General features: G+C 72.6%; 24 protein-coding genes. 16 read left to right on the forward strand and 8 right to left on the reverse strand.

The genetic code is table 11. The features are described 5' to 3' along the window. A partial coding sequence (locus ACE3Q3_RS00695) for a transglutaminase family protein (RefSeq protein ID WP_374440287.1) occupies positions 1-1,198 on the reverse strand: 1,198 nt, incomplete at its 3' end. 129 nt (positions 1,199-1,327) lie between these two features. Between ACE3Q3_RS00695 and ACE3Q3_RS00700 the strand changes: the two genes are divergently transcribed. Beyond that, positions 1,328-2,233 carry a sulfotransferase domain-containing protein gene (locus ACE3Q3_RS00700; RefSeq protein WP_374440290.1) on the forward strand — a complete coding sequence of 302 codons (906 nt, stop codon included), beginning with the start codon at positions 1,328-1,330 and terminating at the stop codon, positions 2,231-2,233. 22 nt (positions 2,234-2,255) lie between these two features. On the opposite strand, the gene ACE3Q3_RS00705 is transcribed toward ACE3Q3_RS00700, so the two are convergent. Further along, complete coding sequence (locus ACE3Q3_RS00705) at positions 2,256-3,827, reverse strand: ABC transporter substrate-binding protein (RefSeq protein WP_374440293.1); 1,572 nt, start codon at positions 3,825-3,827, stop codon at positions 2,256-2,258. After that, a complete protein-coding gene (locus ACE3Q3_RS00710) occupies positions 3,824-4,873 on the reverse strand; it encodes a dipeptidase (protein ID WP_374440296.1) in 1,050 nt (349 codons plus the stop codon). Before ACE3Q3_RS00710 ends, ACE3Q3_RS00705 begins: the two co-directional genes overlap by 4 nt. 75 nt (positions 4,874-4,948) lie before the next feature. On the opposite strand from ACE3Q3_RS00710, the gene ACE3Q3_RS00715 reads away from it, so the two are divergent. After that, positions 4,949-6,784, forward strand: coding sequence for a CocE/NonD family hydrolase (locus ACE3Q3_RS00715; RefSeq protein ID WP_374440299.1), 1,836 nt, complete (start codon positions 4,949-4,951; stop codon positions 6,782-6,784). On the opposite strand, the gene ACE3Q3_RS00720 is transcribed toward ACE3Q3_RS00715, so the two are convergent. Beyond that, positions 6,682-7,401: a TetR/AcrR family transcriptional regulator gene (locus ACE3Q3_RS00720; protein WP_374440302.1), complete on the reverse strand. Its 720-nt coding sequence runs from the start codon at positions 7,399-7,401 to the stop codon at positions 6,682-6,684. The genes ACE3Q3_RS00715 and ACE3Q3_RS00720 overlap by 103 nt on opposite strands. Before the next feature lie 59 nt (positions 7,402-7,460). On the opposite strand from ACE3Q3_RS00720, the gene ACE3Q3_RS00725 reads away from it, so the two are divergent. The 14 genes from ACE3Q3_RS00725 to rlmH all read left to right on the forward strand — a co-directional run bounded on the left by ACE3Q3_RS00725 (position 7,461) and on the right by rlmH (position 20,095). Then, positions 7,461-8,717, forward strand: a complete 1,257-nt coding sequence (locus ACE3Q3_RS00725; RefSeq protein WP_374440305.1) for a sarcosine oxidase subunit beta family protein — start codon at positions 7,461-7,463, stop codon at positions 8,715-8,717. After that, positions 8,717-9,037 carry a sarcosine oxidase subunit delta gene (locus ACE3Q3_RS00730; protein ID WP_374440308.1) on the forward strand — a complete coding sequence of 107 codons (321 nt, stop codon included), beginning with the start codon at positions 8,717-8,719 and terminating at the stop codon, positions 9,035-9,037. Before ACE3Q3_RS00725 ends, ACE3Q3_RS00730 begins: the two co-directional genes overlap by 1 nt. Beyond that, the gene (locus ACE3Q3_RS00735; protein WP_374440311.1) at positions 9,034-11,910 is read left to right on the forward strand and encodes a 2Fe-2S iron-sulfur cluster-binding protein; all 2,877 of its coding nucleotides are present in this window, start codon (positions 9,034-9,036) and stop codon (positions 11,908-11,910) included. Before ACE3Q3_RS00730 ends, ACE3Q3_RS00735 begins: the two co-directional genes overlap by 4 nt. Beyond that, the gene (locus tag ACE3Q3_RS00740) at positions 11,907-12,434 is read left to right on the forward strand and encodes a sarcosine oxidase subunit gamma family protein (RefSeq protein WP_374440314.1); all 528 of its coding nucleotides are present in this window, start codon (positions 11,907-11,909) and stop codon (positions 12,432-12,434) included. Before ACE3Q3_RS00735 ends, ACE3Q3_RS00740 begins: the two co-directional genes overlap by 4 nt. Positions 12,435-12,443: 9 nt before the next feature. Further along, positions 12,444-13,346: a hypothetical protein gene (locus ACE3Q3_RS00745; RefSeq protein WP_374440317.1), complete on the forward strand. Its 903-nt coding sequence runs from the start codon at positions 12,444-12,446 to the stop codon at positions 13,344-13,346. After that, positions 13,343-14,332 (forward strand): glycosyltransferase, encoded by a 990-nt coding sequence (locus ACE3Q3_RS00750; protein WP_374440320.1) that lies wholly within the window; start codon positions 13,343-13,345, stop codon positions 14,330-14,332. The genes ACE3Q3_RS00745 and ACE3Q3_RS00750 overlap by 4 nt, the downstream gene beginning before the upstream one ends. A gap of 87 nt (positions 14,333-14,419) precedes the next feature. Next, positions 14,420-14,731 carry a 50S ribosomal protein L21 gene (gene rplU / locus ACE3Q3_RS00755; protein ID WP_374440323.1) on the forward strand — a complete coding sequence of 104 codons (312 nt, stop codon included), beginning with the start codon at positions 14,420-14,422 and terminating at the stop codon, positions 14,729-14,731. Between the two features lie 13 nt (positions 14,732-14,744). Next, positions 14,745-15,020, forward strand: coding sequence for a 50S ribosomal protein L27 (gene rpmA / locus ACE3Q3_RS00760; RefSeq protein WP_142210646.1), 276 nt, complete (start codon positions 14,745-14,747; stop codon positions 15,018-15,020). A gap of 87 nt (positions 15,021-15,107) precedes the next feature. Next, positions 15,108-16,172 carry a GTPase ObgE gene (gene obgE, locus ACE3Q3_RS00765; RefSeq protein WP_374440325.1) on the forward strand — a complete coding sequence of 355 codons (1,065 nt, stop codon included), beginning with the start codon at positions 15,108-15,110 and terminating at the stop codon, positions 16,170-16,172. Beyond that, positions 16,169-17,311 carry a glutamate 5-kinase gene (proB, locus tag ACE3Q3_RS00770; protein ID WP_374440328.1) on the forward strand — a complete coding sequence of 381 codons (1,143 nt, stop codon included), beginning with the start codon at positions 16,169-16,171 and terminating at the stop codon, positions 17,309-17,311. Before obgE ends, proB begins: the two co-directional genes overlap by 4 nt. Next, on the forward strand, positions 17,308-18,597 hold the full coding sequence (locus ACE3Q3_RS00775; protein WP_374440331.1) for a glutamate-5-semialdehyde dehydrogenase: 1,290 nt from the start codon (positions 17,308-17,310) through the stop codon (positions 18,595-18,597). Before proB ends, ACE3Q3_RS00775 begins: the two co-directional genes overlap by 4 nt. Then, positions 18,563-19,231 (forward strand): nicotinate-nucleotide adenylyltransferase, encoded by a 669-nt coding sequence (locus ACE3Q3_RS00780; RefSeq protein WP_374440334.1) that lies wholly within the window; start codon positions 18,563-18,565, stop codon positions 19,229-19,231. Before ACE3Q3_RS00775 ends, ACE3Q3_RS00780 begins: the two co-directional genes overlap by 35 nt. Before the next feature lie 38 nt (positions 19,232-19,269). After that, positions 19,270-19,614, forward strand: a complete 345-nt coding sequence (gene rsfS / locus ACE3Q3_RS00785) for a ribosome silencing factor (protein ID WP_374440337.1) — start codon at positions 19,270-19,272, stop codon at positions 19,612-19,614. A gap of 25 nt (positions 19,615-19,639) precedes the next feature. Further along, positions 19,640-20,095, forward strand: coding sequence for a 23S rRNA (pseudouridine(1915)-N(3))-methyltransferase RlmH (gene rlmH, locus ACE3Q3_RS00790; protein ID WP_374440340.1), 456 nt, complete (start codon positions 19,640-19,642; stop codon positions 20,093-20,095). A gap of 21 nt (positions 20,096-20,116) precedes the next feature. Here the strand turns inward: rlmH and ACE3Q3_RS00795 are convergent, their stop codons facing one another. From ACE3Q3_RS00795 to ACE3Q3_RS00810, 4 genes are all read right to left on the reverse strand, one after another. After that, positions 20,117-21,262 (reverse strand): enolase C-terminal domain-like protein, encoded by a 1,146-nt coding sequence (locus ACE3Q3_RS00795; protein WP_374440343.1) that lies wholly within the window; start codon positions 21,260-21,262, stop codon positions 20,117-20,119. Positions 21,263-21,507: 245 nt separating this feature from the next. Further along, positions 21,508-21,726, reverse strand: coding sequence for a type II toxin-antitoxin system RelE/ParE family toxin (locus tag ACE3Q3_RS00800; RefSeq protein WP_374440346.1), 219 nt, complete (start codon positions 21,724-21,726; stop codon positions 21,508-21,510). A gap of 18 nt (positions 21,727-21,744) precedes the next feature. Continuing rightward, positions 21,745-21,945 carry a type II toxin-antitoxin system ParD family antitoxin gene (locus ACE3Q3_RS00805; protein ID WP_374440348.1) on the reverse strand — a complete coding sequence of 67 codons (201 nt, stop codon included), beginning with the start codon at positions 21,943-21,945 and terminating at the stop codon, positions 21,745-21,747. A 40-nt stretch (positions 21,946-21,985) separates the two neighbouring features. After that, on the reverse strand, positions 21,986-22,783 hold the full coding sequence (locus ACE3Q3_RS00810) for an ABC transporter permease (protein WP_374440351.1): 798 nt from the start codon (positions 22,781-22,783) through the stop codon (positions 21,986-21,988). Between the last annotated feature and the right edge of the window lie 11 nt (positions 22,784-22,794).

Raw genomic sequence — 22,794 nt, forward strand, 5'->3', positions numbered from 1 at the left:
CGCGCCAGTAGAGGGCGAAGGCCCAGCGCGGCAGGCTCTCGCCCGGATACCACTTGCCCTGGCCATAGTGCAGCAGGCCGCCGGGCGCGAAGCGCTCCATCAGCCGGCGCACGAGCGTATCGGCGAAGGCGCGCTTGGTCGGACCGACCGCGGCCGTCGTCCACTCCGCCCCCTCCATGTCGTCGATCGAGACGAAGGTCGGCTCGCCCCCCATCGTCAGGCGCACGTCGCCCTCGGCGAGCACGCGGTCGACCTCGTCGCCGACGCGGTCGATCGCCGCCCACTGCTCGGGCGTGTAGGGACGGGTCGAGCGCGGCGCCTCGTCGACGCGGGCGACCGACATCTCGAAGTCGAAGGCGACCTCGCAGGGCTCGACGCCGCCGCTGATCGGCGCGGCCGCCGTCGGGTGGGCGGCGCAGGCGAGCGGGATATGGCCTTCGCCGGCGAACAGGCCCGAGGTCGCGTCGAGCCCGACCCAGCCGGCGCCGGGGAGGTAGACCTCGCACCAGGCATGGAGGTCGGTGAAGTCGTGGTCGGTGCCGCTCGGCCCGTCGAGCGCCTCGACGTCGGGCTTCAGCTGGATGAGGTAGCCCGAGGCAAAGCGCGCCGCCAGCCCGAGGCGCCGCAGCAACTGGACCAGCAGCCAGGCGGAATCGCGACAGGACCCGGCCGCCCGCTCCAGCGTCTCGTCCGGAGCCTGGATGCCCGGTTCCATGCGGATGAGGTAGGTGATGTCGCGCGCGACCTTGGCATTGAGGTCGAAGAGGAACCCCACCGTCGGCTTCGGCGCGCGCGGGATCGAGGCCAGGTAGTCGGCGAACCGGTCCCCGCACGGCTCGTGGACGAGGTAGGGCGCGAGATCGGCGGCGAGATCGGGCGCATAGGCGAAGGGGAACTGCTCGGCCTCCGGCTCCAGGAAGAAGTCGAACGGGTTGATGACCGCGAGTTCGGCCACGAGGTCGACCGCGACCGTGAAATGGTCCGTCGTCTCCGGCACGACGACGCGCGCCAGCCAGTTCGACTGCGGATCCTGCTGCCAGTTGAGAAAATGCTCGGCCGGGTCGACCTTCAGCGAATAGGCCAGGATCGGCGTCCGGCAGTGCGGCGCCGGTCGCAGCCGGACGACCTGGGGCCCCAGCCCCACCCGGCGGTCGTAGCGGTAGCGGGTGACGTGGCGGATGGCGGCGCGGATCGTCATGGCGTCGAAGTATGATGCGGGACCGTCATCGACCCTACCGGAAATTGCAGCGCCCGATCTGCATCATCCGTGCCGTCACCGGGCGATCCCTGCTATAGGATCAGGCCTCTCGGCGGGGAGGCATGGGGCATGAACACGGACGCAGCCGTCTGGCCGGTGAAGAGCCGCGACCTGCACAACCACCATTTCGACAGCACGGTCTGGGACCGCTTCCGGTTCCGCGACGACGACATCGTCATCGCGACCTACGCCAAGTCCGGCACCACCTGGACGCAGCAGATCGTCGGCCAGCTCGTCTTCGACGGCGATCCCGCCGTCAACGTCGCCGAGCTGTCGCCGTGGCTCGACCTCCGGGTGCCGCCGGCCGAGGCGAAGTACGCCGCGCTCGAGGCCCAGACGCACCGGCGCTTCATCAAGACCCACCTGCCGGTCGACGCCCTGCGCTATTCGCCCGCCGTCCGCTACATCTACATCGTGCGCGACGGCCGCGACGTGGTGTGGAGCATGTACAACCACCACGCCAACGCCAACGCGCTCTGGTACGAGGCGCTGAACGATACCCCCGGCCGCGTCGGCCCGCCGATCGAGCCACCGCCGGATTCGGTCCGGCAGTATTTCCTCGACTGGCTGGAGCGGGACGGCCATCCGTTCTGGCCCTACTGGGAGAATGTCCGGAGCTGGTGGCAGATCCGCCACCTGCCGAACCTGATGCTCGTCCATTACGAGGAGCTGAAGCGCGACCTGCCGGGGATGATGCGCCGCATCGCCGCCTTCCTCGACATCCCGATCGACGAGGCGCGCTTCCCGACCCAGGTCGAGCACTGCACCTTCGAGTGGATGAAGGCGAACGCCGGCAAGGCGGCGCCGCTGGGCGGCGTCTTCTGGGACGGCGGCGCCGAGACCTTCATCCACAAGGGCACCAACGGCCGTTGGCGCGACACGCTGACTGAGGACGACATCCGCCGCTACGAGGCGCGCGCGGTGGCCGAGCTCGGCCCGGAATGCGCCGCCTGGCTCGCGACCGGGCGGCGCTGAATCCGGGGAATCCCGCCGGCGGCTACTTCGCCGCCGGCGTCGCCTGCATCGCCATCGTCCATTCGTCGGCGCGGGGCGCGTAGGCGATGCCCTTGCGCGTCGCGACCGCGGTCATCTGGGTGTGGAGCGCGATGATCGCCCCGTCCTCGACGGCCGCCCGCATCGCGCCCTGCATCAGCGCCAGCCGTGCCTTGGCGTCCATGGTGGTCGTCGCCTCCTCGATGCGCTGGTCGACCTCCTTGGACGCGTAGGCACCGAAATTGTAGGCGCCGTAGCCGCGGGCGGCGTCGATCGAGTGCAGGAGCCCGGTCAGCGCGCCCGAGGAATCGCCGGTGGACGAGCTGCCCCAGCCGAGCAGCATCATCGGCAGCTCCGACTGGCCCTTGCGGACCTTGGTGAAGAAGACGTTCGACGGATAGGTCTCGACCTTCATGGCGAGGCCGGCCCGTGCCCACATCTGCGCCAGGGCCTGGCAGATGGCGGCGTCGTTGACGTAGCGGTCGGTGGTGCAGGCGACGGTCATGCCGAAGCCGTCGGCCCAGCCGGCCTCGGCCAGCAGCTGCCGGGCGCGGGCGAGGTCGAAGGCCGGCACCGGGATGCCCGGGTCGTAGCCGAAGAAGCCCTCGGGCACGAGCTGGCCCGACGGGGCCGCGAAGCCCTCCATCACCCGCTCGACCAGGGCCGGGCGGTTGATCGCGAGCGACAGGGCGCGGCGCACCCGCACGTCCTTCAGCGGGTTGCGGTCGAGCGGCTCGCCCGCCTTGGTCGTCAATCCCGGCACCGTGTCGGCGCCGACGTTGGGGACGAGGTAGATGACGCGGTCGGAGGCGCGGGTGGCGAGGTTGGTGCGCGCGTCCGACTTCAGCCGCGGCAGGTCGGCGGTCGGCACGAAGTCGATCATGTCGACGTCGCCGGCCAGGAGCGCCGCCACCCGGGCGGCGGGGTTCGACATGAAGCGGAAGGTGACCTTGTCCCACGCCGGCTTCGGTCCGCGATGGCCGTCGAAGCGCTCGAGCTCCAGGCGGTCGCCGCGGGTGTAGTGCACGAACCGGTAGGGGCCGGTGCCGATCGCCGCCTTGCCGGACGCGAAGTCGGCGGGCGTCGCCCCCGCGGCCGCCTTGTGCGACACGATCGACATGATCGTGAACTGGCTCGGCAGGATCGGGTTCGGCCGGTCGGTGCGGAAGATCACCGTGTAGGGATCCGGCGCCTCGGTCGCGACGACCGAGCGCAGGGCGCCGACATAGGCGCTGGGATTGTTCGGGATCGACGGCACCCGCTTGACGGTGAAGAGCACGTCCTCGGCCGTGAACTCCTGCCCGTCGTGGAACTTGACGCCGCGGCGCAGCTTGAACTCCCACGTCCGGTCGTCGACCGGGCGCCAGCTCTCGGCCAGGCCGGGGATCGGCTGCGAGTTGATGTCGCGCGCCACCAGCGGCTCGAACATGTGCTGGGCGTAGGCCATGTTGGTCGACAGGTAGAGGAAGTGCGGGTCGATCGAGGGATCGAAGCGCGCCCCGACCGTGAGGTCGGCCGCCGCCGCCGGTGTCGCCAGTGCGGCCGCAACGGCCGCCGTCGCCAGGAACTTCCTCATGCCGCGCTCCTCCCCCCGTTGGCGGGCCGCCACACCTGGCGTGCCACCCGCATCCAGTTGCCCCCCAGGATCTTGACCACGTCGGCGTCGCTCCAGCCCGCGGCCGAAAGGCCGTCGGTCACCGCCGGCACCTGCTCGGGCTGGAAGAACTGCGGCACCCGCGCCCGGTCGTAGCCGCTGCCCGCGGGATAGCGCTGGGCGGTGCCGCGGATCAGCACGTTGGTCAGCGTCTCCGGATCGTAGACGAAGTCGAGCCCGAGCCCGACATGATCCGGGCCGACGAGGTCGAGACAGTAGCGCAGGTGGCGCAGGAAGAGATCGACCGTCGGCGGCCCGCCGAGGAAGAGGTCGAGGCCGTTGATGCCGACCACCCCGCCCGAGGCGGCGCAGGCGCGGATCTGGTCGTCGCGGATGTTGCGCTCGTGGTCGAAGACCGTCCGCGGATTGGAGTGGGAGAAGATCACCGGCGCCGTCGACGCCTCGATCGCATCGAGCGAACTGCGGTAGCCGACATGGGTGACGTCGACGATCATGCCGACGCGGTTCATCTCCGCCACCAGCGCCATGCCGAAGCGGCTGAGGCCGGCGTCGGTGCGCTCGTGGCAGCCGTCGGCGGCGAGGTTGCGCATGTTGTAGGCGAGCAGCATGTGGCGGATGCCGAGGTCGTAGAAGAGCGCCACGTTCTCGAGCTTGCCTTCGAGCGGGTTGCAGCCCTGGAAATGGAAGGCGACCGCGAGCTTGCCCTCGGCCTTGGCACGCTCGACGTCGGCCACGGTGTCGACCAGGACGAAACGGTCCGGACGCTCCAGGAAGAAGCGCCGCTCCTTGGCGAGCGAGGCCATCGCCTCGGCGAAGGGCGTGCGGTCCTGGGCGACGGTCAGCGACACCATCGTGTAGCCGCTCCCGATCAGGCGATCGAGGGTGCCCGGCTTGAGCTCGGCCCGCTGGGCGTAGTCGCCCCAGGGCATGGTCATGTCGACGACGACCGCCCCGCGATGGAGCCGAGACTGGACGGGACCGGGAGACCCGGAGGCGATGGCGCTCATGTCCGCTCCTCGTTATGCTGGAACCGTACAGTACTGTATGGAACCTCGGCAAGGACCAGGGCGGAGGAGATCGGCATGTCGGACAGCAGCAAGGGCTCACCCGCCTGGAACACGAGCCCGGCCGACTATCTCGCGGCGCGGCCGCGGACGGCGGCCGGCGGGATCGCCCGCCGCTCGCTCTACGTCCCCGTCCGCGACGGGGTGCGGCTCGCGGTCGACGTCCACCTGCCGGCGGACGCGGCCGACCGGCCGCGCCCGGCGATCGTGCTCTTCACCCCCTACTACCGCCGCTTCCGGCTGAAGGACGGCGCGCCCGCCCATGTCGAGGCGAGCCCGAGCTACGCCGTCTATCGCGACTTCTTCGTGCCCTACGGCTATGCCGTCGTCATCGTCGACGTCCGCGGCACCGGCGCGTCGTTCGGCGCCCGCGAGGGCTTCCGGTCGCCGGCCGAGCGGCTCGACTACCACGACGTCGTCGACTGGATCGCCCGCCAGCCCTGGAGCGACGGGCGCGTCGGCGTCACCGGCATCTCCTATGTCGGCGCGGCGGCGGACTTCGCGGCCTCGACCGGCCACCCGGCGATCAAGGCGGTGATGCCGACCTTCTCGGTCTGGGACACCTGGGGCGACATGTTCTATCCGGGCGGTCTCGCCTATATCGGCATGATCGGCGGCTACGGCCGCATGATCGAGGCGCTCGACCAGGACCGGCGGGACGTGCTGCAGGAGTTTCCGTATTTCGCCGGGCCGCACTTCGCCGGCCCCGCCCCGGTCGACGACGATCCCGACGGCACCGAGGTCGCGGCGGCGGTTGCCGAGCACGCCGCCAACTTCGACACCACCGCCTTCGTCACCCAGCTGCCGGCGCGCGACGCCGGCTTCGCCCACGACCGCGAGTTCCGGGCGACCACGGTGGCGCCGCGCACCTATCTCGGCGGCATCCGGGCCGACATGCCGCACTACGGCGTCTCCGGCTGGATGGACGGCGCCGCCTACACCAACGGCGCCGCCGGCCGCTTCCGCGCCCTGCCCTGCCGCGACAAGCGGCTGCTCTTCGGGCCGTGGGACCACGGCGCGCGGACCAACGTCAGCCCCGCCCGCGACGGCGCCCGGCCGCGCTTCGAGATGCATGCCGAGATGCTGCGCTTCTTCGACCAGCACGTCGCCGGCCGCGACACCGGCATCGCGGCGGAGAAGCCCGTCCACTACTTCACGATGATCGAGGAGGCGTGGAAGGCGGCCGACACCTGGCCGCCGCCGGCCGAGCCGCGCACGCTGTGGCTCGCCGCCGACGCGGCGCTGGCCGACGCCGCGCCGTCGGCCGCCGGCAGCGACCGGTACCGCACCGACCAGGGCATCGGCACCGGCAGCAACACCCGCTACGAGCGGATCGCCGGGCAGCCGGTCGAGGAATATTATCCCGACTGGCACGGCCGCGACCGGCGGATGGCGGTGTGGACCGGGGCCGCGCTCGACCGCGACACCGAGGTCACCGGCCATGCCGCCGCCCGCATCTGGCTGGCGTCGGAGGCGAAGGACGCCGGCGTCATCCTCTATCTCGAGGACGTGGCGCCCGACGGCACCACCCGCTACGTCACCGAGGGGATGCTGCGGGCGATCTTCCGCCGGACGGCCGAGCCGCCGGCGGACTATCCCCACTTCGGGCCCTGGCACCCGTGCGGCGAGGCGGACGCCGAGCCGCTGGTCCCGGGCGAGCCGGCGCTGCTGGAAATCCAGCTGATGCCGACGTCCTGGCTGTTCCGGGCCGGCCACCGCATCCGGCTGGCGCTGGCCGCGGCCGACCGCGATCACCTGGCGCGGGTGCCCTTCGGGCGCTCGCCCCTCCTCACGATCCTGCGCGGCGGCGACCGTGCCTCCTCGCTGACCCTGCCGATCGTGGCACGGAGGTGATCGGGCATCGGAAACCCGGTGAGCACGCGGTAGTAGTGCGGCAGCAGGTCGAGGCGCAGCTGGCGCGGCTCGCGGATCGCCAGCGCGTAGTAGCCGACCTGGTGGAAATAGGCGACGCGCGCCCGCACGAAGGCATCCGTGCCGACATAGCCGAGGTCGGCGAAGATGCCGGCGAGGAGATCGATGCGGCGATCGTCGGTGCGGCGCACCGCCGCCGCCGCGGCGGCGTCGTGGCGGGCCCAGTCGCGGACCGCCGCGTCGTAGGCGGGGCTGAACGCGACCTCGTCGATCCACAGCCGGATGAGCGCCGTCAGCTTGGCGTGGCCGTCGCTTCCCGCCCGGGCGACCGCCTGCTCCATCGGCGCCGTGTTGGTCGCCTCCCAATGGTCGAGGAGCGTCGCCAGCAGTTCGGCGCGGTCGGCGAAGTGCCAGTAGAAGCTGCCGCGCGTCACCCCGAGATCGGCCGCCAGCCGGTCGATCTTGACCGAGGCGACGCCGCCCGCGACCAGCGCCCGGCGGGCCGCCTCGATCCAGTCGGCGCGGCCGAGCGGAGCCGAGGGGCGCTCGCCCGTCTCGTCCGCGGCCTGCCGCGGGTCCGTCGCCCGCCTCTCGACCATGGTGCGTTCCTTTCCCCCGACGACTGCCTTACAGTCTTGTACGGAAACGGAAATTCCTAGTGCCTCGCTCCGCATACTCCGTCCTGTCCCTGATCCGCCAGGGACTCGTCCGCCATCGCGGCTGGCGGCCTGCCTGGCGGCGGCCCGACCCCAGGCCGCACTATGCCGCGATCGTGGTCGGCGGCGGCGGCCACGGGCTGGCCACCGCCTACTATCTGGCGAAGACCCACGGCATCACCGACGTCGCGGTGCTGGAGAAGGGCTGGATCGGCGGCGGCAACACCGGGCGCAACACCACGGTCGTGCGCTCGAACTACTATTTCCCGGAAAGCGGCCGGCTCTACGACCTCGCGCTCAAGCTCTACGAAGGCCTGTCGCGCGAGCTCGGCTTCAACGTCATGCTGTCGCAGCGCGGCATGCTGATGCTGGCGCACAGTCCCCATGACCTGGAGTTTGCCCGCCGCACCGCCAACGCCATCCGGCGCAACGGCATCGACTGCGAACTGCTCGACCGCGACGCCGTCGCAAGGCGCCTGCCGATCCTCGACCTCTCGGCCGAGGCGCGCTTCCCGGTGCTGGGCGGCTATCGCCAGGCCCGTGGCGGCGTCGCCCGGCACGACGCGGTCGCCTGGGGCTATGCGCGCGCCGCCGACCGGCTCGGCGTCGACATCGTCCAGAACTGCGAGGTGCTGGGGTTCCTGACCGAGGCCGGCCGCATCACCGGCGTCGAGACGACGCGCGGCACGATCCGCGCCGACCGCGTCGGGCTCGCGGTCGCCGGCCATTCCGGCGTGCTGGCCGCCAAGGCCGGCTTCCGCCTGCCGATCACCAGCTATGCGCTCCAGGCCTTCGTCTCCGAGCCGGTGAAGCCGATCCTCGACGAGGTGGTGCTGTCGCCCGCGACCGGCGTCTATGTCAGCCAGTCCGACAAGGGCGAACTGGTGCTGGGCGGCGGCCTCGACCTGCACCCCTCCTATTCCCAGCGCGGCGGCCTGCCGACGGCGGAGAACGTGCTGTCGGGCCTGGTCGGCATGTTCCCCTGCTTCGCCAACCTGCGGCTGATGCGGAACTGGGGCGGCATCGTCGACGTCGTCGCCGATTCGAGCCCGATCATCGGCCCGGCCCCGACCCCGGGCCTCTATCTCAACTGCGGCTGGGGCACCGGCGGGTTCAAGGCGATCCCGGCCGGCGGCACGCTCCTCGCCCACCTGATGGCGACCGGCGAGCAGCACCCCATCGCCCGGCCCTTCGGGCTGGAGCGGTTCCGCACCGGCGCGCTCGTCGACGAGGCCGCCGCCTCCGGGATTCCCCACTGATGCTGCTCATTCCCTGCCCCTGGTGCGGCCTGCGCGACGAGGCGGAGTTCCGCTGCGGCGGCGAGAGCCACATCGCCCGCCCCGACCCGGCGACGGCCGACGACGCGACCTGGGCCGCCTATCTCTTCGATCGCGACAATGCGCGGGGCGTCGGTTTCGAGCGCTGGCTGCACCGCCACGGCTGCGGCCGCTGGTTCAACCTCGCCCGCGACACCGTCACCCATGAGATCCGGGCGGTCTACGGCATGACCGAGGCCAAGCCCGAGTTCGAGCCCAGGCCCGCGCCCAGCCGCGGGATCGCACCCGAGGCCGCGCCATGACCGGCTTCCGCCTCGCCCAGGGCGGCCGCATCGACCGCACGCGGCCGATCGCCTTCCGCTACGACGGCCGCTGGCACCAGGGCTTCGCCGGCGACACGCTGGCCTCGGCGCTCGTCGCCGCCGGCGTCTCCTGCGTCGGCCGCAGCTTCAAGTACCACCGCCCGCGCGGGATCTTCGCGGCCGGGCCCGAGGAGCCCAACGCCATCGTCCAGGTCGGCCCGCGGCCGGACCTCAAGGCGACGCAGGTGCCGCTGGAGGAGCGGCTGGAGGCGATGCCGGTCAATTGCTGGCCGAGTGCCCGGCGCGACGTCGGCGCCGCCATCGGCCTCGCCAAGCGCTTCCTGCCGGCCGGCTTCTACTACAAGACCTTCAAGTGGCCGGACTGGAACTGGTGGGAGCCGCTGGTCCGCCGCGCCGCCGGCCTCGGCCACGTCGATCCCGCGGCGAGCGCGCCCGCGGGCCAGCGGCGCAGCTTGCATTGCGACGTGCTGGTGGTCGGCGCCGGGCCCGCCGGCATCGCCGCGGCGCTGGCGGCCGGCGCCGACGGCCGCCGTGTCGTGCTGGTCGAGCAGGACGCGATGCTCGGCGGCGCGCTGCTGGTCGATCCGGGCGAGATCGACGGCATGCCGTCCGACCTCTGGCTCCGCCAGGCCGAGGCGACGCTGGCGTCGCGGCCGCGGACGCGCCTCCTGCGCCGCACCGTCGCCTTCGGCTGCTACGACCATGGCCTGATCGCCGCGGTCGAGCGGGAGCGCATCGTCTGGAAGATCCGGGCGGCCCGCGTCATCCTGGCGACCGGCGCCGTCGAGCGCCCCATCGCCTTCGAGGACGACGACCGGCCGGGCGTGATGCTGGCGGGGGCGGTGCGCGCCTATGCCGGCCGCTGGGCCGCCGCCGCCGGCCGGCGGCTGGTGCTCTTCACCAACAACGACGACGCCTATCGCACCGCGCTCGCCTGGGCAGAGGCGGGGCTGGCGGTGGCGGGCGTGGTCGACGCCCGGCGCAGCGCCGAAGGCGAGCTGCCGGCGGCGGCGCGGGCAGCCGGCATCGCCGTCACCACCAACGCCGTCGTCGAGCGCACGCACGGCCGGTCGCGGGTCGCCGGCGTCACCGTGCGCGACGGCACCGGGCGCCTGAGCCGCATCGCCTGCGACACGCTGGCCGTCTCCGGCGGTCGCGACCCGGCGGTGGCGCTCTTCGTCCAGGCCGGCGGCCGGCTCGCCTGGAGCGACGCGCTCGCCGCCTTCGTGCCGGCGGACGGGGGCTATGCCGCGCCCGTGGGGGCGGCGGCCGGCCTGTTCGGGCTCGGCAGCGCGCTCGCCCATGGCCACGCCGCGGGCGCCGCCGTCGCCGGACCGAGCCCCGCGCCGGTCGCGGCCGACGCGGCCGAGGGCACGATCCTCGCCATGTGGCACGCCGGCGGCGACCCGGCGCGGAGCTGGGTCGACCGCGCGAGCGACGTGACCGTCGCCGACGTCGCGCTGGCGGCACGCGAGAACTACGTCTCGGTCGAGCACTACAAGCGCTACACGACGAGCGGCATGTCGCCCGACCAGGGCAAGTCGAGCGCCGTCGTCGCCCTGTCGCTGCTCGGCCGCGAGACGAAGCGCAGCCAGGCCGAGGTCGGCACCACCCGCTTCCGCCCGCCCTGGGACCCGGTGCCGATCGCCGCCCTCGCCGGTGCCGACCGCGGCATGCTGCTGCGCCCGGTGCTGCATCTCCCGGCCGACGACCGCCACCGCGCGGCGGGCGCCGATTTCGAGGAGTATGGCGGCTGGATGCGGCCCGCCTGCTACCTGCAGGCCAGCGAGACGCGCGCGGCGGCGATCCGGCGCGAGGCGGCGGCGGTGCGCGCCCATGCCGGCATCTTCGACGCCTCGCCGCTCGGCAAGATCGACGTCCGCGGCCCCGATGCCGGCCGCTTCCTCGACCGCATGTACATCCACCGCCTGTCGACGCTGAAGCCGGGCCGCCTGCGCTACACGCTGGCGACGGGCGAGAACGGCATCGTCGTCGACGACGGCGTCGTCGCCCGGCTCGGAGCGGACCGATTCCTCGTCGGCACGACCTCGGGCGGCGCCCAGCGCATGGCCGAGACCTTCGAGGAATGGCTGCAGTGCGAATGGGTCGACCTCGACGTCTTCGTGACGCCGGTGACCCAGCAATGGGGCGTCGTCAACCTGGCGGGGCCGCGCGCCCGCGACCTGCTGGCGGCCGCCGGCAGCGACATCGCCTTCGACGGCGTCGCCTTTCCGCACATGAGCATCCGCGAGGGGCAGGTGGCGGGCATCCCGGCGCGGGTCGCCCGGGTCAGCTTCACCGGCGAATGCTCCTTCGAGATCGCAGTGCCGGCGCGCCGCACGGCCGAACTTTGGGACAGGCTGGTCGCCGCCGCGGCCACCGCCGGCATCGCGCCGCCGACGCCGTTCGGCGTCGAGGCGCTGATGGTGCTGCGCATCGAGAAGGGCTACCTCCATGTCGGCGCCGACACCGACGGCACCACCTATCCGGCCGACTGCGGCTTCGCCGAGGTGGTGGCGCGGCGCACCGACGATTTCGTCGGCCGCCGGTCGATGCGGCGCGAGGACGCCGTCCGCGCCGGACGGCGGCAGCTGGTCGGCCTTCTCCCCGAGGGCGAGGACGCCGCCCTGGTGGCGGGCGCCCATGTCGTCGCCGCCGACGAAGGCAGCGACGGCCATGTCTCGTCGGCCTGCTGGAGCCCGGCGCTCGGCGGCCGGATCGCGCTCGCCATGATCCGCGACGGCCGCGGCCGGATGGACGAGGTGGTGACGGTGGAGGATCTCGGCCGGCGGACGCGGGCGCGCATCGTGCCGCCGGTCTTCCTCGATCCCGAAGGGGCACGACTGGCATGACGCTGCGCATCGAGGCCCCGGACCTCCGCATCGCCGAAGCGCCGGAGCGCCGCCGCCTGCTGCTGCGGGGCCGCAGCGAGGACGCGGTCTTCGCCGACGAGGTGCGCTGGGTCTTCGGCGTCCGGCTGCCCGTCGCGCCCTGCACTTCGAGCGAAGGCGACGGCGCCCGCTGCCTGTGGCTCGGCCCGACGACCTGGCTCGCCGAAGCGGACGACCGCGAAGCCGACCTCGCGCTCGCCCGCCTCGGCGCCATCGAGGCCGGCGACGCCCGACTGGTGCTGGCGGTCGAGGGTCGCCGGGCCCGCGACCTGCTGGCAGTCGGCACCGGGATCGACCTCGACCCCGAAGCCTTCCCGCAGGGCCGGGTCGTCCGCACCCTCTTCGGGCGACTGACGGCGACGCTCCACCTCGTCGACGCGGCGCCGCTGCTCGGCGCGCCGCTCTTCCATCTCCATGTCGACCGCGCCGCCGGCCGCTGGCTCGGCGACTGGCTCGAGGTTTCGGTGCGCGGGCTCGACCTGTAGAACCGGTCGATGCTCTTCGCCGCGGACGCCTATCTCGAAACGCTGCCGCATCTGGGCCGTCCGCTCCGGACTGCCGGGTTGCCGTTCCCGGTGGCCGTGCGCAACATTCCCGGCACCACGCACCGTGACGCGATCGGGCCCTGGCCCTACGTACCGGCACCGCAGCCGTCCGCGCTCGCGGCCGCGATCGACGAGTTGCGGAGCCTCGGCCTCGTCAGCCTGACCCTGATGATCGCCCCCGACACCGGGCCCGCCGACGCCCTTGCCTACGCGGAACTCGGCGTCGCGCTGCGACCGCTGAAGGACCATTTCGTCGTCGACCCGCGGCAGCCGCCGCCCGTGCTCGGTCCGCGCACCCGGCGCAATCTCGCGATCGCCGCCCGGCACTGGGAGGTCGTCGAGGAGTCGCCGCCGCCGGTCCAGCTGGCGGCGACGGCGGCCGGGCTCTATGCCGGACTCGCCGGCCGCCGGATCCTCAGCGACATCACGCAGGTGCCGCCGTCGCACTTCACCGGCCTCGCCCGCCTGCCGGGCACGGTCTTCGTCACCGCACGCAGGGGTTCCGTCGTCGGCGCGATGGTGATCGCCGCGCGCGACGGGGGACGCGCCGACCTGCTGCATCTCCTCATCGACCAGGCGCACCTCGCGACCTGTCCCGGATATGCCGTCCTCGGCCATGTCGCCCGCGACTGGGCGCGCGCGGGGCCGGTCTATCTCGGTGGCATGCCGGACGGGCCGGACGGGCCGGGCGTCGGCCGCTTCAAGGCGCGCTGGGCCAACCGGACGAGCCCGCTGCTGCTGGCGACCGCCATCCTGCACCCGGAAACCTATGCGGCGCTGGCCGCCGGCGGCGGCGACACCGGCTACTTCCCCGCCTACCGGCAGCCGCAGGCGAAGGAGGGCGCGCGTTGAGCGGACTGCTGGAGCCGATCCTCGAGCGTCCGGGCGAGCGGGCGCCGGACGTCGGCATCGTGATGCCGATCCGGAACTCCGAATCGCGGATCGCCGTGGCGGTCCGCTCGGTCCTGGAACAGAGCGACTGCGTCGCCGACATCCTGATCTCGGACGACCAGTCGACGGACCGCACGCTGGCCGGCGCCCGCCACGCCATCGAAGGCTGGCGCGGCCCGCATCGCGTCCGCCTCTTCCGCACGGCGCGACGCCTGGCGATCGACCACCTGCCGACGCTGGTCGGCGCCTCGGGCCAGGACTTCCTCGTGCAGATGCACGGCGACGACGAGCAGCTGCCGGGCCGCGCGGCGACCCAGCACGAGATTCATCGGCGGACCGGTGCCAGCCTCGTGTCGACGGTCGCGATCCAGATCCGCGGCGCGACCATGCGGCGGGAAGTCCTGCCACCCGGCGTGTCGGAGGGCCTGCTGCCGCCGGCGACGATCGCCGCCGGAACACCGGTCCACATGCTGTCCGGCAGCCGGCTCGCCCTCGACCGGCGCCTCTACGACGCGTTCCCGCCGCTCGACTCCGCCTATCTCTCGATCGGCCACGACATCCTGAAATCCTGGCGCGCCCTGCTCCTCGGCGGCGTCTGGATCGGCGCCCGGCCGCTGCTCGCGGTCCACTGGCACGAGGGGCAATGGTCGAACCGGCTGTGGGACACCCGCCGGCCCGAGAGCACCGCCTTCGCGTCGCACCTGCACCGGCTGGCGGTGCTGCGGGCCCTGCGGCGCGATCTCGCCCATGTCGCCGCGCAGGGCACCGTCCCGGCCGAGCGCGTGGCGGAGATCCGCCGCCTGTCCGAGAGCGCCTGGGATCAGGCGATCGACCGGCTGCTCGACGCCCGCGAGGCGCTGCACCGGCAGGGCCTGGAGCCCGCCTGGACCGACCTCGAAGATCTGCTGGCGATGAAGCGCCGCGCGGCCGCGCAGCCTCGCGGTTGACTCCGGCGGCTCGCTGACTATAGTGCCGCGCTTCCGGGCGGTCCCAGCGGTCGCCCGCAATCCTTGTCTGGACGAGCCGAACTGGCCATGTACGCAGTCATCCGCACCGGCGGCAAGCAATATAAGGTCGCCAAGGACGACGTCATCGTCGTCGAGAAGCTCGAGGCCGAACCGGGCTCGGCGGTCACGATCGGCGACGTGCTGATGGTGGGCGGCGAGGCTGGCATCACCATCGGCAGCCCCCTGGTCGCAGGCGCCTCGGTCACGGCGGAAGTCGTGAGCCAGGGCAAGGGCGACAAGGTCATCATCTTCAAGAAGAAGCGGCGGCAGAACTATCGCCGGAAGCGCGGGCACCGGCAGTTGCAGACGGTGCTGAAGATCACCGGCATCGCCGCCTGACGGAGTATTCGCGATGGCACACAAGAAAGCAGGCGGCAGCTCGCGCAACGGCCGCGATTCCGCCGGCCGGCGCCTCGGCGTGAAGCGCTTCGGCGGCCAGCACGTCCTCGCCGGCAACATCCTGGTGCGGCAGCGCGGGACCAAGTTCCACGCCGGCGACCTCGTCGGGATGGGCCGCGACCACACCCTCTTCGCGCTGGCCGACGGCCATGTCGCGTTCGGCATCCACCACGGCAAGACGCTGGTTTCGGTGGTTCCGGTCGCGATCGAGGCGGCGCCGGCCGAGTAGCGGCCGACCACCCGGCCCGAAACAAGGGGGGAACGGCCAGCCGTTCCCCCCTTTTTCTTTGCAGCCGCCGCTGCCGGAGGCAGCCCGATGAAGTTCCTCGACGAGTGCAAGATCTACCTCAAGAGCGGGGACGGCGGCCGCGGTGCCGCCAGCTTCCGGCGCGAGAAGTTCATCGAGTTCGGCGGCCCGGACGGCGGCGACGGCGGCCGCGGCGGCGACATCGTGATCGAGGCCGTCGCCAACCTGAACACGCTCATCGACTATCGCTACCAGCAGCATTTCCGCGCCCAGAACGGGCGCCCCGGCGCCGGCCAGAACAAGACGGGGGCGGACGGCGCCGACATCGTGCTGAAGGTGCCGGTCGGAACCCAGGTCATCGACGAGGACCGGGAGACGGTCCTCCACGACCTCGTCGAGCCCGGCCAGCGACTGGTGCTGCTCCGCGGCGGCGACGGCGGCTTCGGCAACACCCACTACAAGTCCTCGACCAACCAGGCGCCGCGCCGCGCCGGCACCGGCTGGCCGGGCGAGGAGCGCTGGATCTGGCTGCGCCTCAAGCTGATCGCCGATGTCGGCCTGGTCGGTCTCCCCAACGCCGGCAAGTCGACCTTTCTGTCGGCCGTCACCTCGGCCCGGCCGCGCATCGCCGACTACCCCTTCACGACGCTGAAGCCGCAGCTCGGCGTCGCCCGCATCGACGAGCGGGAGTTCGTGCTGGCCGACCTGCCCGGCCTGATCGAGGGCGCCCACGAGGGCGTCGGCCTCGGCGACCGCTTCCTCGGCCATGTCGAGCGCTGCAGCGTCCTGCTGCACCTCGTCGACGGCACCGAGGAGAACGTCGCCGCCGCCTACCGCACCATCCGCCGCGAGCTGAAGGAGTACGGCCACGGGCTCGAGGAGAAGCCCGAGATCGTCGCCCTCAACAAGGTCGACGCCCTGACGCCCGAAGAGCGGAAGAAGAAGAAGCAGGCGCTGGCGCGGGCGGCGAAGCGCCAGCCGATGCTGCTGTCGGGCGCCACCGGCGCCGGCACGACCGACGTGCTGCGCGCGCTGCTGGCGACCATCCGCGGCGCCCGCGCCGAGGCCGAGGCGGCGGCCGGGACGGACGACCCGGACGCGGCCGACGCGCCCTGGGCGGGCCCCCGGCTGTGACCCGGCCCGATCCCGGCCCCCGTCTCGCCGATGCCCGCCGGATCATCGTCAAGATCGGCTCGGCGCTGCTCGTCGACGACGCGACCGGGGCGGTCCGCCGCGAATGGCTCGACCGCCTGGCCGACGACGTCGCGGCGCTCAGGGCCCGCGGGCAGGACGTCGTCATCGTCACCTCGGGCGCCATCAGCGTCGGCCGCCGCCATCTCGGGCTGACCGGGCGGCGCATCCGGCTGGAGCAGAAGCAGGCGGCGGCGGCCACCGGCCAGATCCGCCTCGCCCACGCCTATGCCGAGACCTTCGCCCGCCACGGCATCACCGTCGCCCAGATCCTGCTGACGCCCGAGGACACCGAATCCCGCCGCCGGCACCTCAACGCCCGGGCGACGCTGGAAACGCTGCTCGGCCTCGGCGCCATCCCGGTCGTCAACGAGAACGACACGGTGGCGACGGCCGAGATCCGCTTCGGCGACAACGACCGGCTGGCGGCACGGGTCGCCCAGATGATCTCGGCCGACACGCTGATCCTGCTGTCCGACATCGACGGGCTCTATACCGCCGATCCCAAGCGCGACCCTTCGGCCCGCCACATCCCGGTGGTGCCGGCGCTGACGGCCGAGATCGAGGCGATGGCCGGCGACGCCCTGCCCGGCTACAGCTCGGGCGGGATGGTGACGAAGCTGGCGGCCGCGCGCATCGCGGTCGGCGCCGGCTGCCGCATGGTGATCGCCCAGGGCGGCCGCGCGAACCCGATCGCCGCCGTCGAGGCCGGCGCCCCCTGCACCTGGTTCCTCGCCGGCGGCGGGCCGAGGGCGGCGCGCAAGCGCTGGATCGCCGGCTCGGTCAAGCCCAAGGGCGTGCTGGTGGTCGATGCCGGCGCGGCCCGGGCGCTCCTCGCCGGCCGCAGCCTGCTGCCGGCCGGCATCGTCGCGGTCGAGGGCCGTTTCGAGCGCGGCGACCCGGTGGTCGTGCGCACGGCCGACGGACGCGACCTCGGGCGGGGACTCGCCGCCTATGGCAGCGGCGACGCCATCCGCATCCGCGGCCACCACAGCGACGAGATCGCCGGCATCCTCGGCTACCAGGGCCGCGAGGAGATGATCCACCGCGACGACCTGGCGCTGGTCGAGGAGGCGCAATGACGGCGCTCGCGACCGGCCACGACCGGACGGACGACCTCGCCGGCCGCATGGCCGAACTGGGCCGGGCCGCGCGCGACGCCGCGCTGCGGCTCGCGACCACGCCGACGGCCGCCAAGGACCGGGCGCTGGCCGCCGCCGCGGCCGCCATCCGGGCCGCCGAAGGCGGCATCCTCGCCGCGAACGCCGCCGACCTGGCGGACGCGCGAGCGGCCGGCCTGTCCGGCGCGATGATCGACCGGCTGCTGCTCGATCCGAAGCGCATCGCAGCGATGGCGCGCGGGCTGGAGGAGGTGGCAGCCCTGCCCGATCCGGTCGGCACCACGCTGGCGGAATGGACGCGGCCCAACGGCCTCGTCATCTCCCGCGTCCGGGTGCCGCTCGGCGTCATCGGCATCATCTTCGAGAGCCGCCCGAACGTGACCGCCGACGCCGCCGGGCTCTGCCTCAAGTCCGGCAATGCCGCCATTCTGCGGCCGGGCTCGGAAAGCTTCCGCTCGTCGCGGGCGATCCTGGCGGCACTCCAGGCCGGCCTCGCCGCGGCCGGGCTGCCGGCGGCCGCCATCCAGATGGTGCCGACCGCCGACCGCGCCGCCGTCGGCATCCTGCTCGGCATGTCGGGCCTCGTCGACGTCATCGTCCCGCGCGGCGGGCGCGGGCTGATCGAGCGGGTGATCGCCGAAAGCCGGGTGCCGGTGATCCGCCACCTCGACGGCAACTGCCATGTCTATGTCGACGGTGCGGCCGACCTCGACATGGCCCGCCGCATCGTCATGAACGCCAAGCTGCGGCGAACCGGGATCTGCGGGGCCGCCGAATCGCTGCTCGTCGACCGCCGGGCGGCGGCGACCCACCTCGCCCCCATCGTCCGCGACCTGCTCGAGGCCGGCTGCGAGGTCCGCGGCGACGCCGAGGTCCGCGCCGTCGACCCGCGCGTGGTGCCGGCGGGCGAGGCGGACTGGTCGACCGAGTATCTCGACGCGGTCATTTCGGCTGCCGTCGTCGACGGCGTCGAGGGCGCGATCCGGCACGTCAACCGCTACGGCTCGCACCACACCGACGCCATCGTCACCGGCGATGCCGACGCCGCCGCGCGCTTCCTCGCCGCCGTCGACAGCGCCGTCGTGCTGCACAACGCCTCGACCCAGTTCACCGACGGGGCCGAGTTCGGCATGGGCGCCGAGATCGGCATCTCGACCGACAAGCTGCATGCCCGCGGACCGGTCGGGACCGAGCAACTCACCTCCTACAAGTATGTCGTGCGCGGGTCCGGCCAGCTCCGCCCGTGACGGCGACCGGCCGGCGGCGCTGGCGCCCGGCCGGCGGCGCATCGGGCTCCTCGGCGGCTCGTTCAACCCCGCCCATGACGGTCACCGGCACCTGTCGCTGTGGGCGCTGCGGCGCCTCGGCCTCGACCAGGTGTGGTGGCTGGTCTCGCCGCAGAACCCGCTGAAGCCGGCGGCCGGCATGGCGCCCCTGGACGCGCGCCTCGCCCAGGCCCGCCGCGCCGCCCGCCATCCGGCGATCCGGCCGACCGACATCGAGCGGGCGCTCGGCACGCGCTACACCGCCGACACGCTGGCGGCACTGCGCCGGCGCTTCCCGCGGACGCGCTTCGTGTGGCTGATGGGCGCGGACAACCTGCGGCAGATCCGGCACTGGAAGCGCTGGCGCGCGATCTTCCAAGGGCTGCCGGTTGCGGTGTTCGACCGGCCTACCTATGCTCTGTCGGCGCTTTCCGGCATGGCGGCGCGCCGGTACGCCCGGCGGCGGCTGCCGGCGGCGGCGGCACGATCGCTCGCGGACCGGCCGGCACCGGCCTGGATCTTCGTGCGAATGCCGCTGCACCCGGCCTCGGCCTCCCGGATCCGCGCGGAACTGGCATCATCGGCGAATTCGCCCAACCGGAGGCCCACCCCATAAGACGCCGCAAGCCCGCTTCCAGCGAACCCAACCGGCCCATGCTGGAACTCACCCGGGCATCCCTCGAGGACGACAAGGCCGAGGACATCGTCGTCGTCGATCTGGCCGGCAAGTCGACCATCGCCGACTTCATGGTCATCGCCACCGGCCGCTCCAGCCGCCAGGTCGGCGCCATGGCCGAGAATCTCCGCCAGAAGCTGATCGCCGCCGGCGTCAAGCGGGTGGCGGTGGAAGGGCTGACCCAGGGCGACTGGGTGCTGCTCGACGCCGGCGACGTGATCGTCCACCTGTTCCGCCCGGAAGTCCGCGCCTTCTACAATCTGGAGAAGATGTGGGGCGCCGACCTGCCCGGCCAGCCGCCGGCCGAGGCCGCGACCGCCTGACGGATTCCCCGGACAGGGCCGGCCGGTGCGCATCCATGTGATCGCCGTCGGCCGCGCCCGCGGCGGGCCGACGGCCGCCCTCTTCACCGACTATGCCGGGCGGCTGCCCTGGCCCGTCGCTCTGCACGAGGTCGAGGCGAAGGCGGCTGCGCCCGCCGGACGCAGCCAGCGCGAGGCCGTACTGCTGGCCCGGCACATCCCCGCCCGCGCCACCCTCGTCGCGCTCGACCCGCGCGGGCGGATGCTGTCGAGCGAGGCGCTGGCCGAACGGATCGGGCGCTGGCGCGACGACGGCGCGGCCGACCTCGCCTTCCTCATCGGCGGCGCCGACGGGCTCGACGAGACCCTGCGGGCGCGGGCGGACCTGATGCTCTCCTTCGGGCCGATGATCTGGCCGCACCTGCTGGCGCGCGTCATGCTGGCCGAGCAGCTCTTCCGCGCCCACACGATCCTCTCCGGCCACCCCTACCACCGGGAGTGACCGGAGCGGACCGCGCTTCGGTCAGGCCAGCGTCTCGACCGCGTAGTGGCGTACGCGGTCCTCGTCGACGCGGATGCCGAGCCCCGGCGTGCGCGGCACGATCACCCGGCCGTTCTCGACCGGGAAGGGTTCCGCCAGCAGGTCGCGCTCGAGGAAGTAGGTCGCCTGGTAGAACTCGCAGCCGAGCGAGATGTTGGGCGTCGCCGCGATCATGTGGGTGCCGGCGAGGTGGGCGATCCCGGTCTCGAACATGTCGCCGCCGTAGCAGGCGATGCCGGCCGCCTCGCAGATCGCCGACACCCGCCGCCCGGCCATCATGCCGCCATGCTTCATGATCTTGACGCTGACGAGGTCGGCCATGCGGCCGGCCGCGACCTGCAGCGCGTCGGTCGGCGTGAAGACGCTCTCGTCGGCCAGCACCGGCGTGTCGAGCGCCCGGGTGATCTCCGCCAGCGCCGCCCGCTGGTGGCCCGGCACCGGCTGCTCGATGAAGGTCGGCCGGAACGCCTCGACGTCGCGGAGCTGGCGGATGGCGTCATGGGCCGCCATGCCCTGGTTGTAGTCGATGCGCAGCTCGGCGTCGGCCGGCACCTCCTTGCGGAAGCGCTCCATGCGCTTCAGGTCGACGGCATGGCCGGCGAAGCCGGTCTTCATCTTGAAGAGCCGCAGACCCTCGCCGTAGAGCCGCTGCACCATGTCCATGTCGCGGTCGAAGTCGGGATCGGCGACCGAGAAGGACAGCGGCAGCCAGTCGCGGCAGCGCCCGCCGAGCAGTTCGGCCACCGGCAGGCCGGCCGCCTGGCCGACGATGTCGAAGAGCGCCATCTCCATCGCCGCCTTCGCCTCCGGATGGCCGACCACGGCATGGTCGGCCGCCTCCAGGAGCTGCGCGATGCGGCTGGGATCGGCCCCGATCAGGATCGGCCGCAGGTAGACGTGCAGCGCCGCCGCGCAGGCCTCGACCGTGCCGGTGAAGACCGACCACGGGGCGGCGTCGCCCCAGCCGGTGATCCCGGCGTCGGTCTCGATCCGGACGATGGCGTTGCGCACCGAACCCTCGACGTCGCCCGAGCCATGCCGGCGCTTGATGAGGACGGGAATGGCGGTGACGTAGACGGTGAGCGCGGTGATGCGCATCGCGGGAATGGCGGCGCGGGCCTGGGTCACGGGCGTGGAACCTCTCTCGATCGGGCGATCGGGCATCATTCGACAGCGGGGGATGGCAGCGCAAGGAGCCTGATCCAATCCTCGTCCCGAGGAGGCCGTGGACGGATGGGATCGGCGTCGTTGCGTCCCTCGACTTCGCTCAGGATGAGAGGTGTCTTAGCTACTGATACTTGGCGGAAACATCATCCCAAGCGAAGTCGAGGGACGCGTTGGTCTCGCGGTCGCTTCCGGAGTCGGTGCCGTCCTCAACCCGGTCGCTCTTGCACGCTGCGGGTCGAGAGCTCCTGCTTCGGCGATGCCGGACGCGCCGGGCAGGCGAGCGGGCTTGCCGCCATCGACCGGATCCGGCTGCCGATCGCCTCGATGAAGAGGCGGGCATTGCCCAGCGATCGCGCGGCGATGTGGTCGCCGATGTCGCGAAGGTCCGCAGCCGCCAGAGGCGAGAATGCATAGCCGGCCGCCATGCGCCGCCGGCAGGTCGGCTAGGGCTGGGCGGGATATCGTTGCAGGAGCCGCTCGATCACCTCCTCACCGGGGATCGCAGGTCCGCTTTCGATCCCCGCGGCGAAGTCCGCGCGCAGCGCCTCCAGCCGGCGGCACACTTCCTTCTTCACTTCCCAGTCGCGCAGGGCCTCACGCACGATCTCGCTGGCCGACGCATAGTCGCCTCCGGCGACCTCCACCTTCAGGCCCCTGCCTACTCCCGCAGCAGCACCAGGGCGGCTACCGCCCGACCATCGTCTTGAGCAGGCCGCCGCGCCGGGCGGTGAGGAGGCCGATCGCCGCCATGGCGACGACGCTGACGGCGATGAGGATGGTGGCGATCGCGGTGATGGTCGGGTTCACCTGCAGCACCAGTTCGTTGAACATGCGCTTGGGCACGGTCTGGTAGACGCCGGCGACGAAGAGCGTGACGATCACCTCGTCGAAGCTGGAGATGAGGGCGAGGATCCAGGCCGACGCCAGGCTCGGCATCAGGTTCGGCAGCAGGACCCGCAGGACCGTCTGCGCGCGCGAGGCTCCGAGCGTGAACGCCACCTGCTCGATCCGCTCGTCGAAGGAGCGGATGGCGACGCCGACGACGAGCACCACGAACGGGACCGAAAGCACGACGTGGCTCGCCACCAGCCCGATCCAGGTGCCGAGCAGGCCGACCTTGGCCAGCGCCAGATACATCGCCACCGCGACGACGATGGTGGGCAGGATGAGCGGCGCCATGAAGTTGGCATCGATCAGCCCGCGGCCCGGGAAATGGCCGCGGACGATGCCGTAGGCGGCGGCGCTGCCGAGCACCAGGGCGACGATGCTGGAGGCGATCGCAAGCCCGGTCGAGGTCACCAGCGCCTCGACCCAGCGCGGGTCGCCGAAGAACGACTCGTACCAGCGCAGCGACAGCCCGGGCGGCGGGAACTGCAGCGAGTTCGCGCTCGAGAAGGACATGGCGACGACGATCAGGATCGGCAGCACCAGGAAGACGAGGGTCGCGATCGCCACCAGCGCCGTGAACGGTCCGGCCTTCATCCGCCCCTCCT

The sequence above is a fragment of the Allostella sp. genome (genome assembly GCF_041913585.1).
In the GTDB taxonomy this organism is placed as follows: Bacteria; Pseudomonadota; Alphaproteobacteria; order ATCC43930; family Allostellaceae; genus Allostella.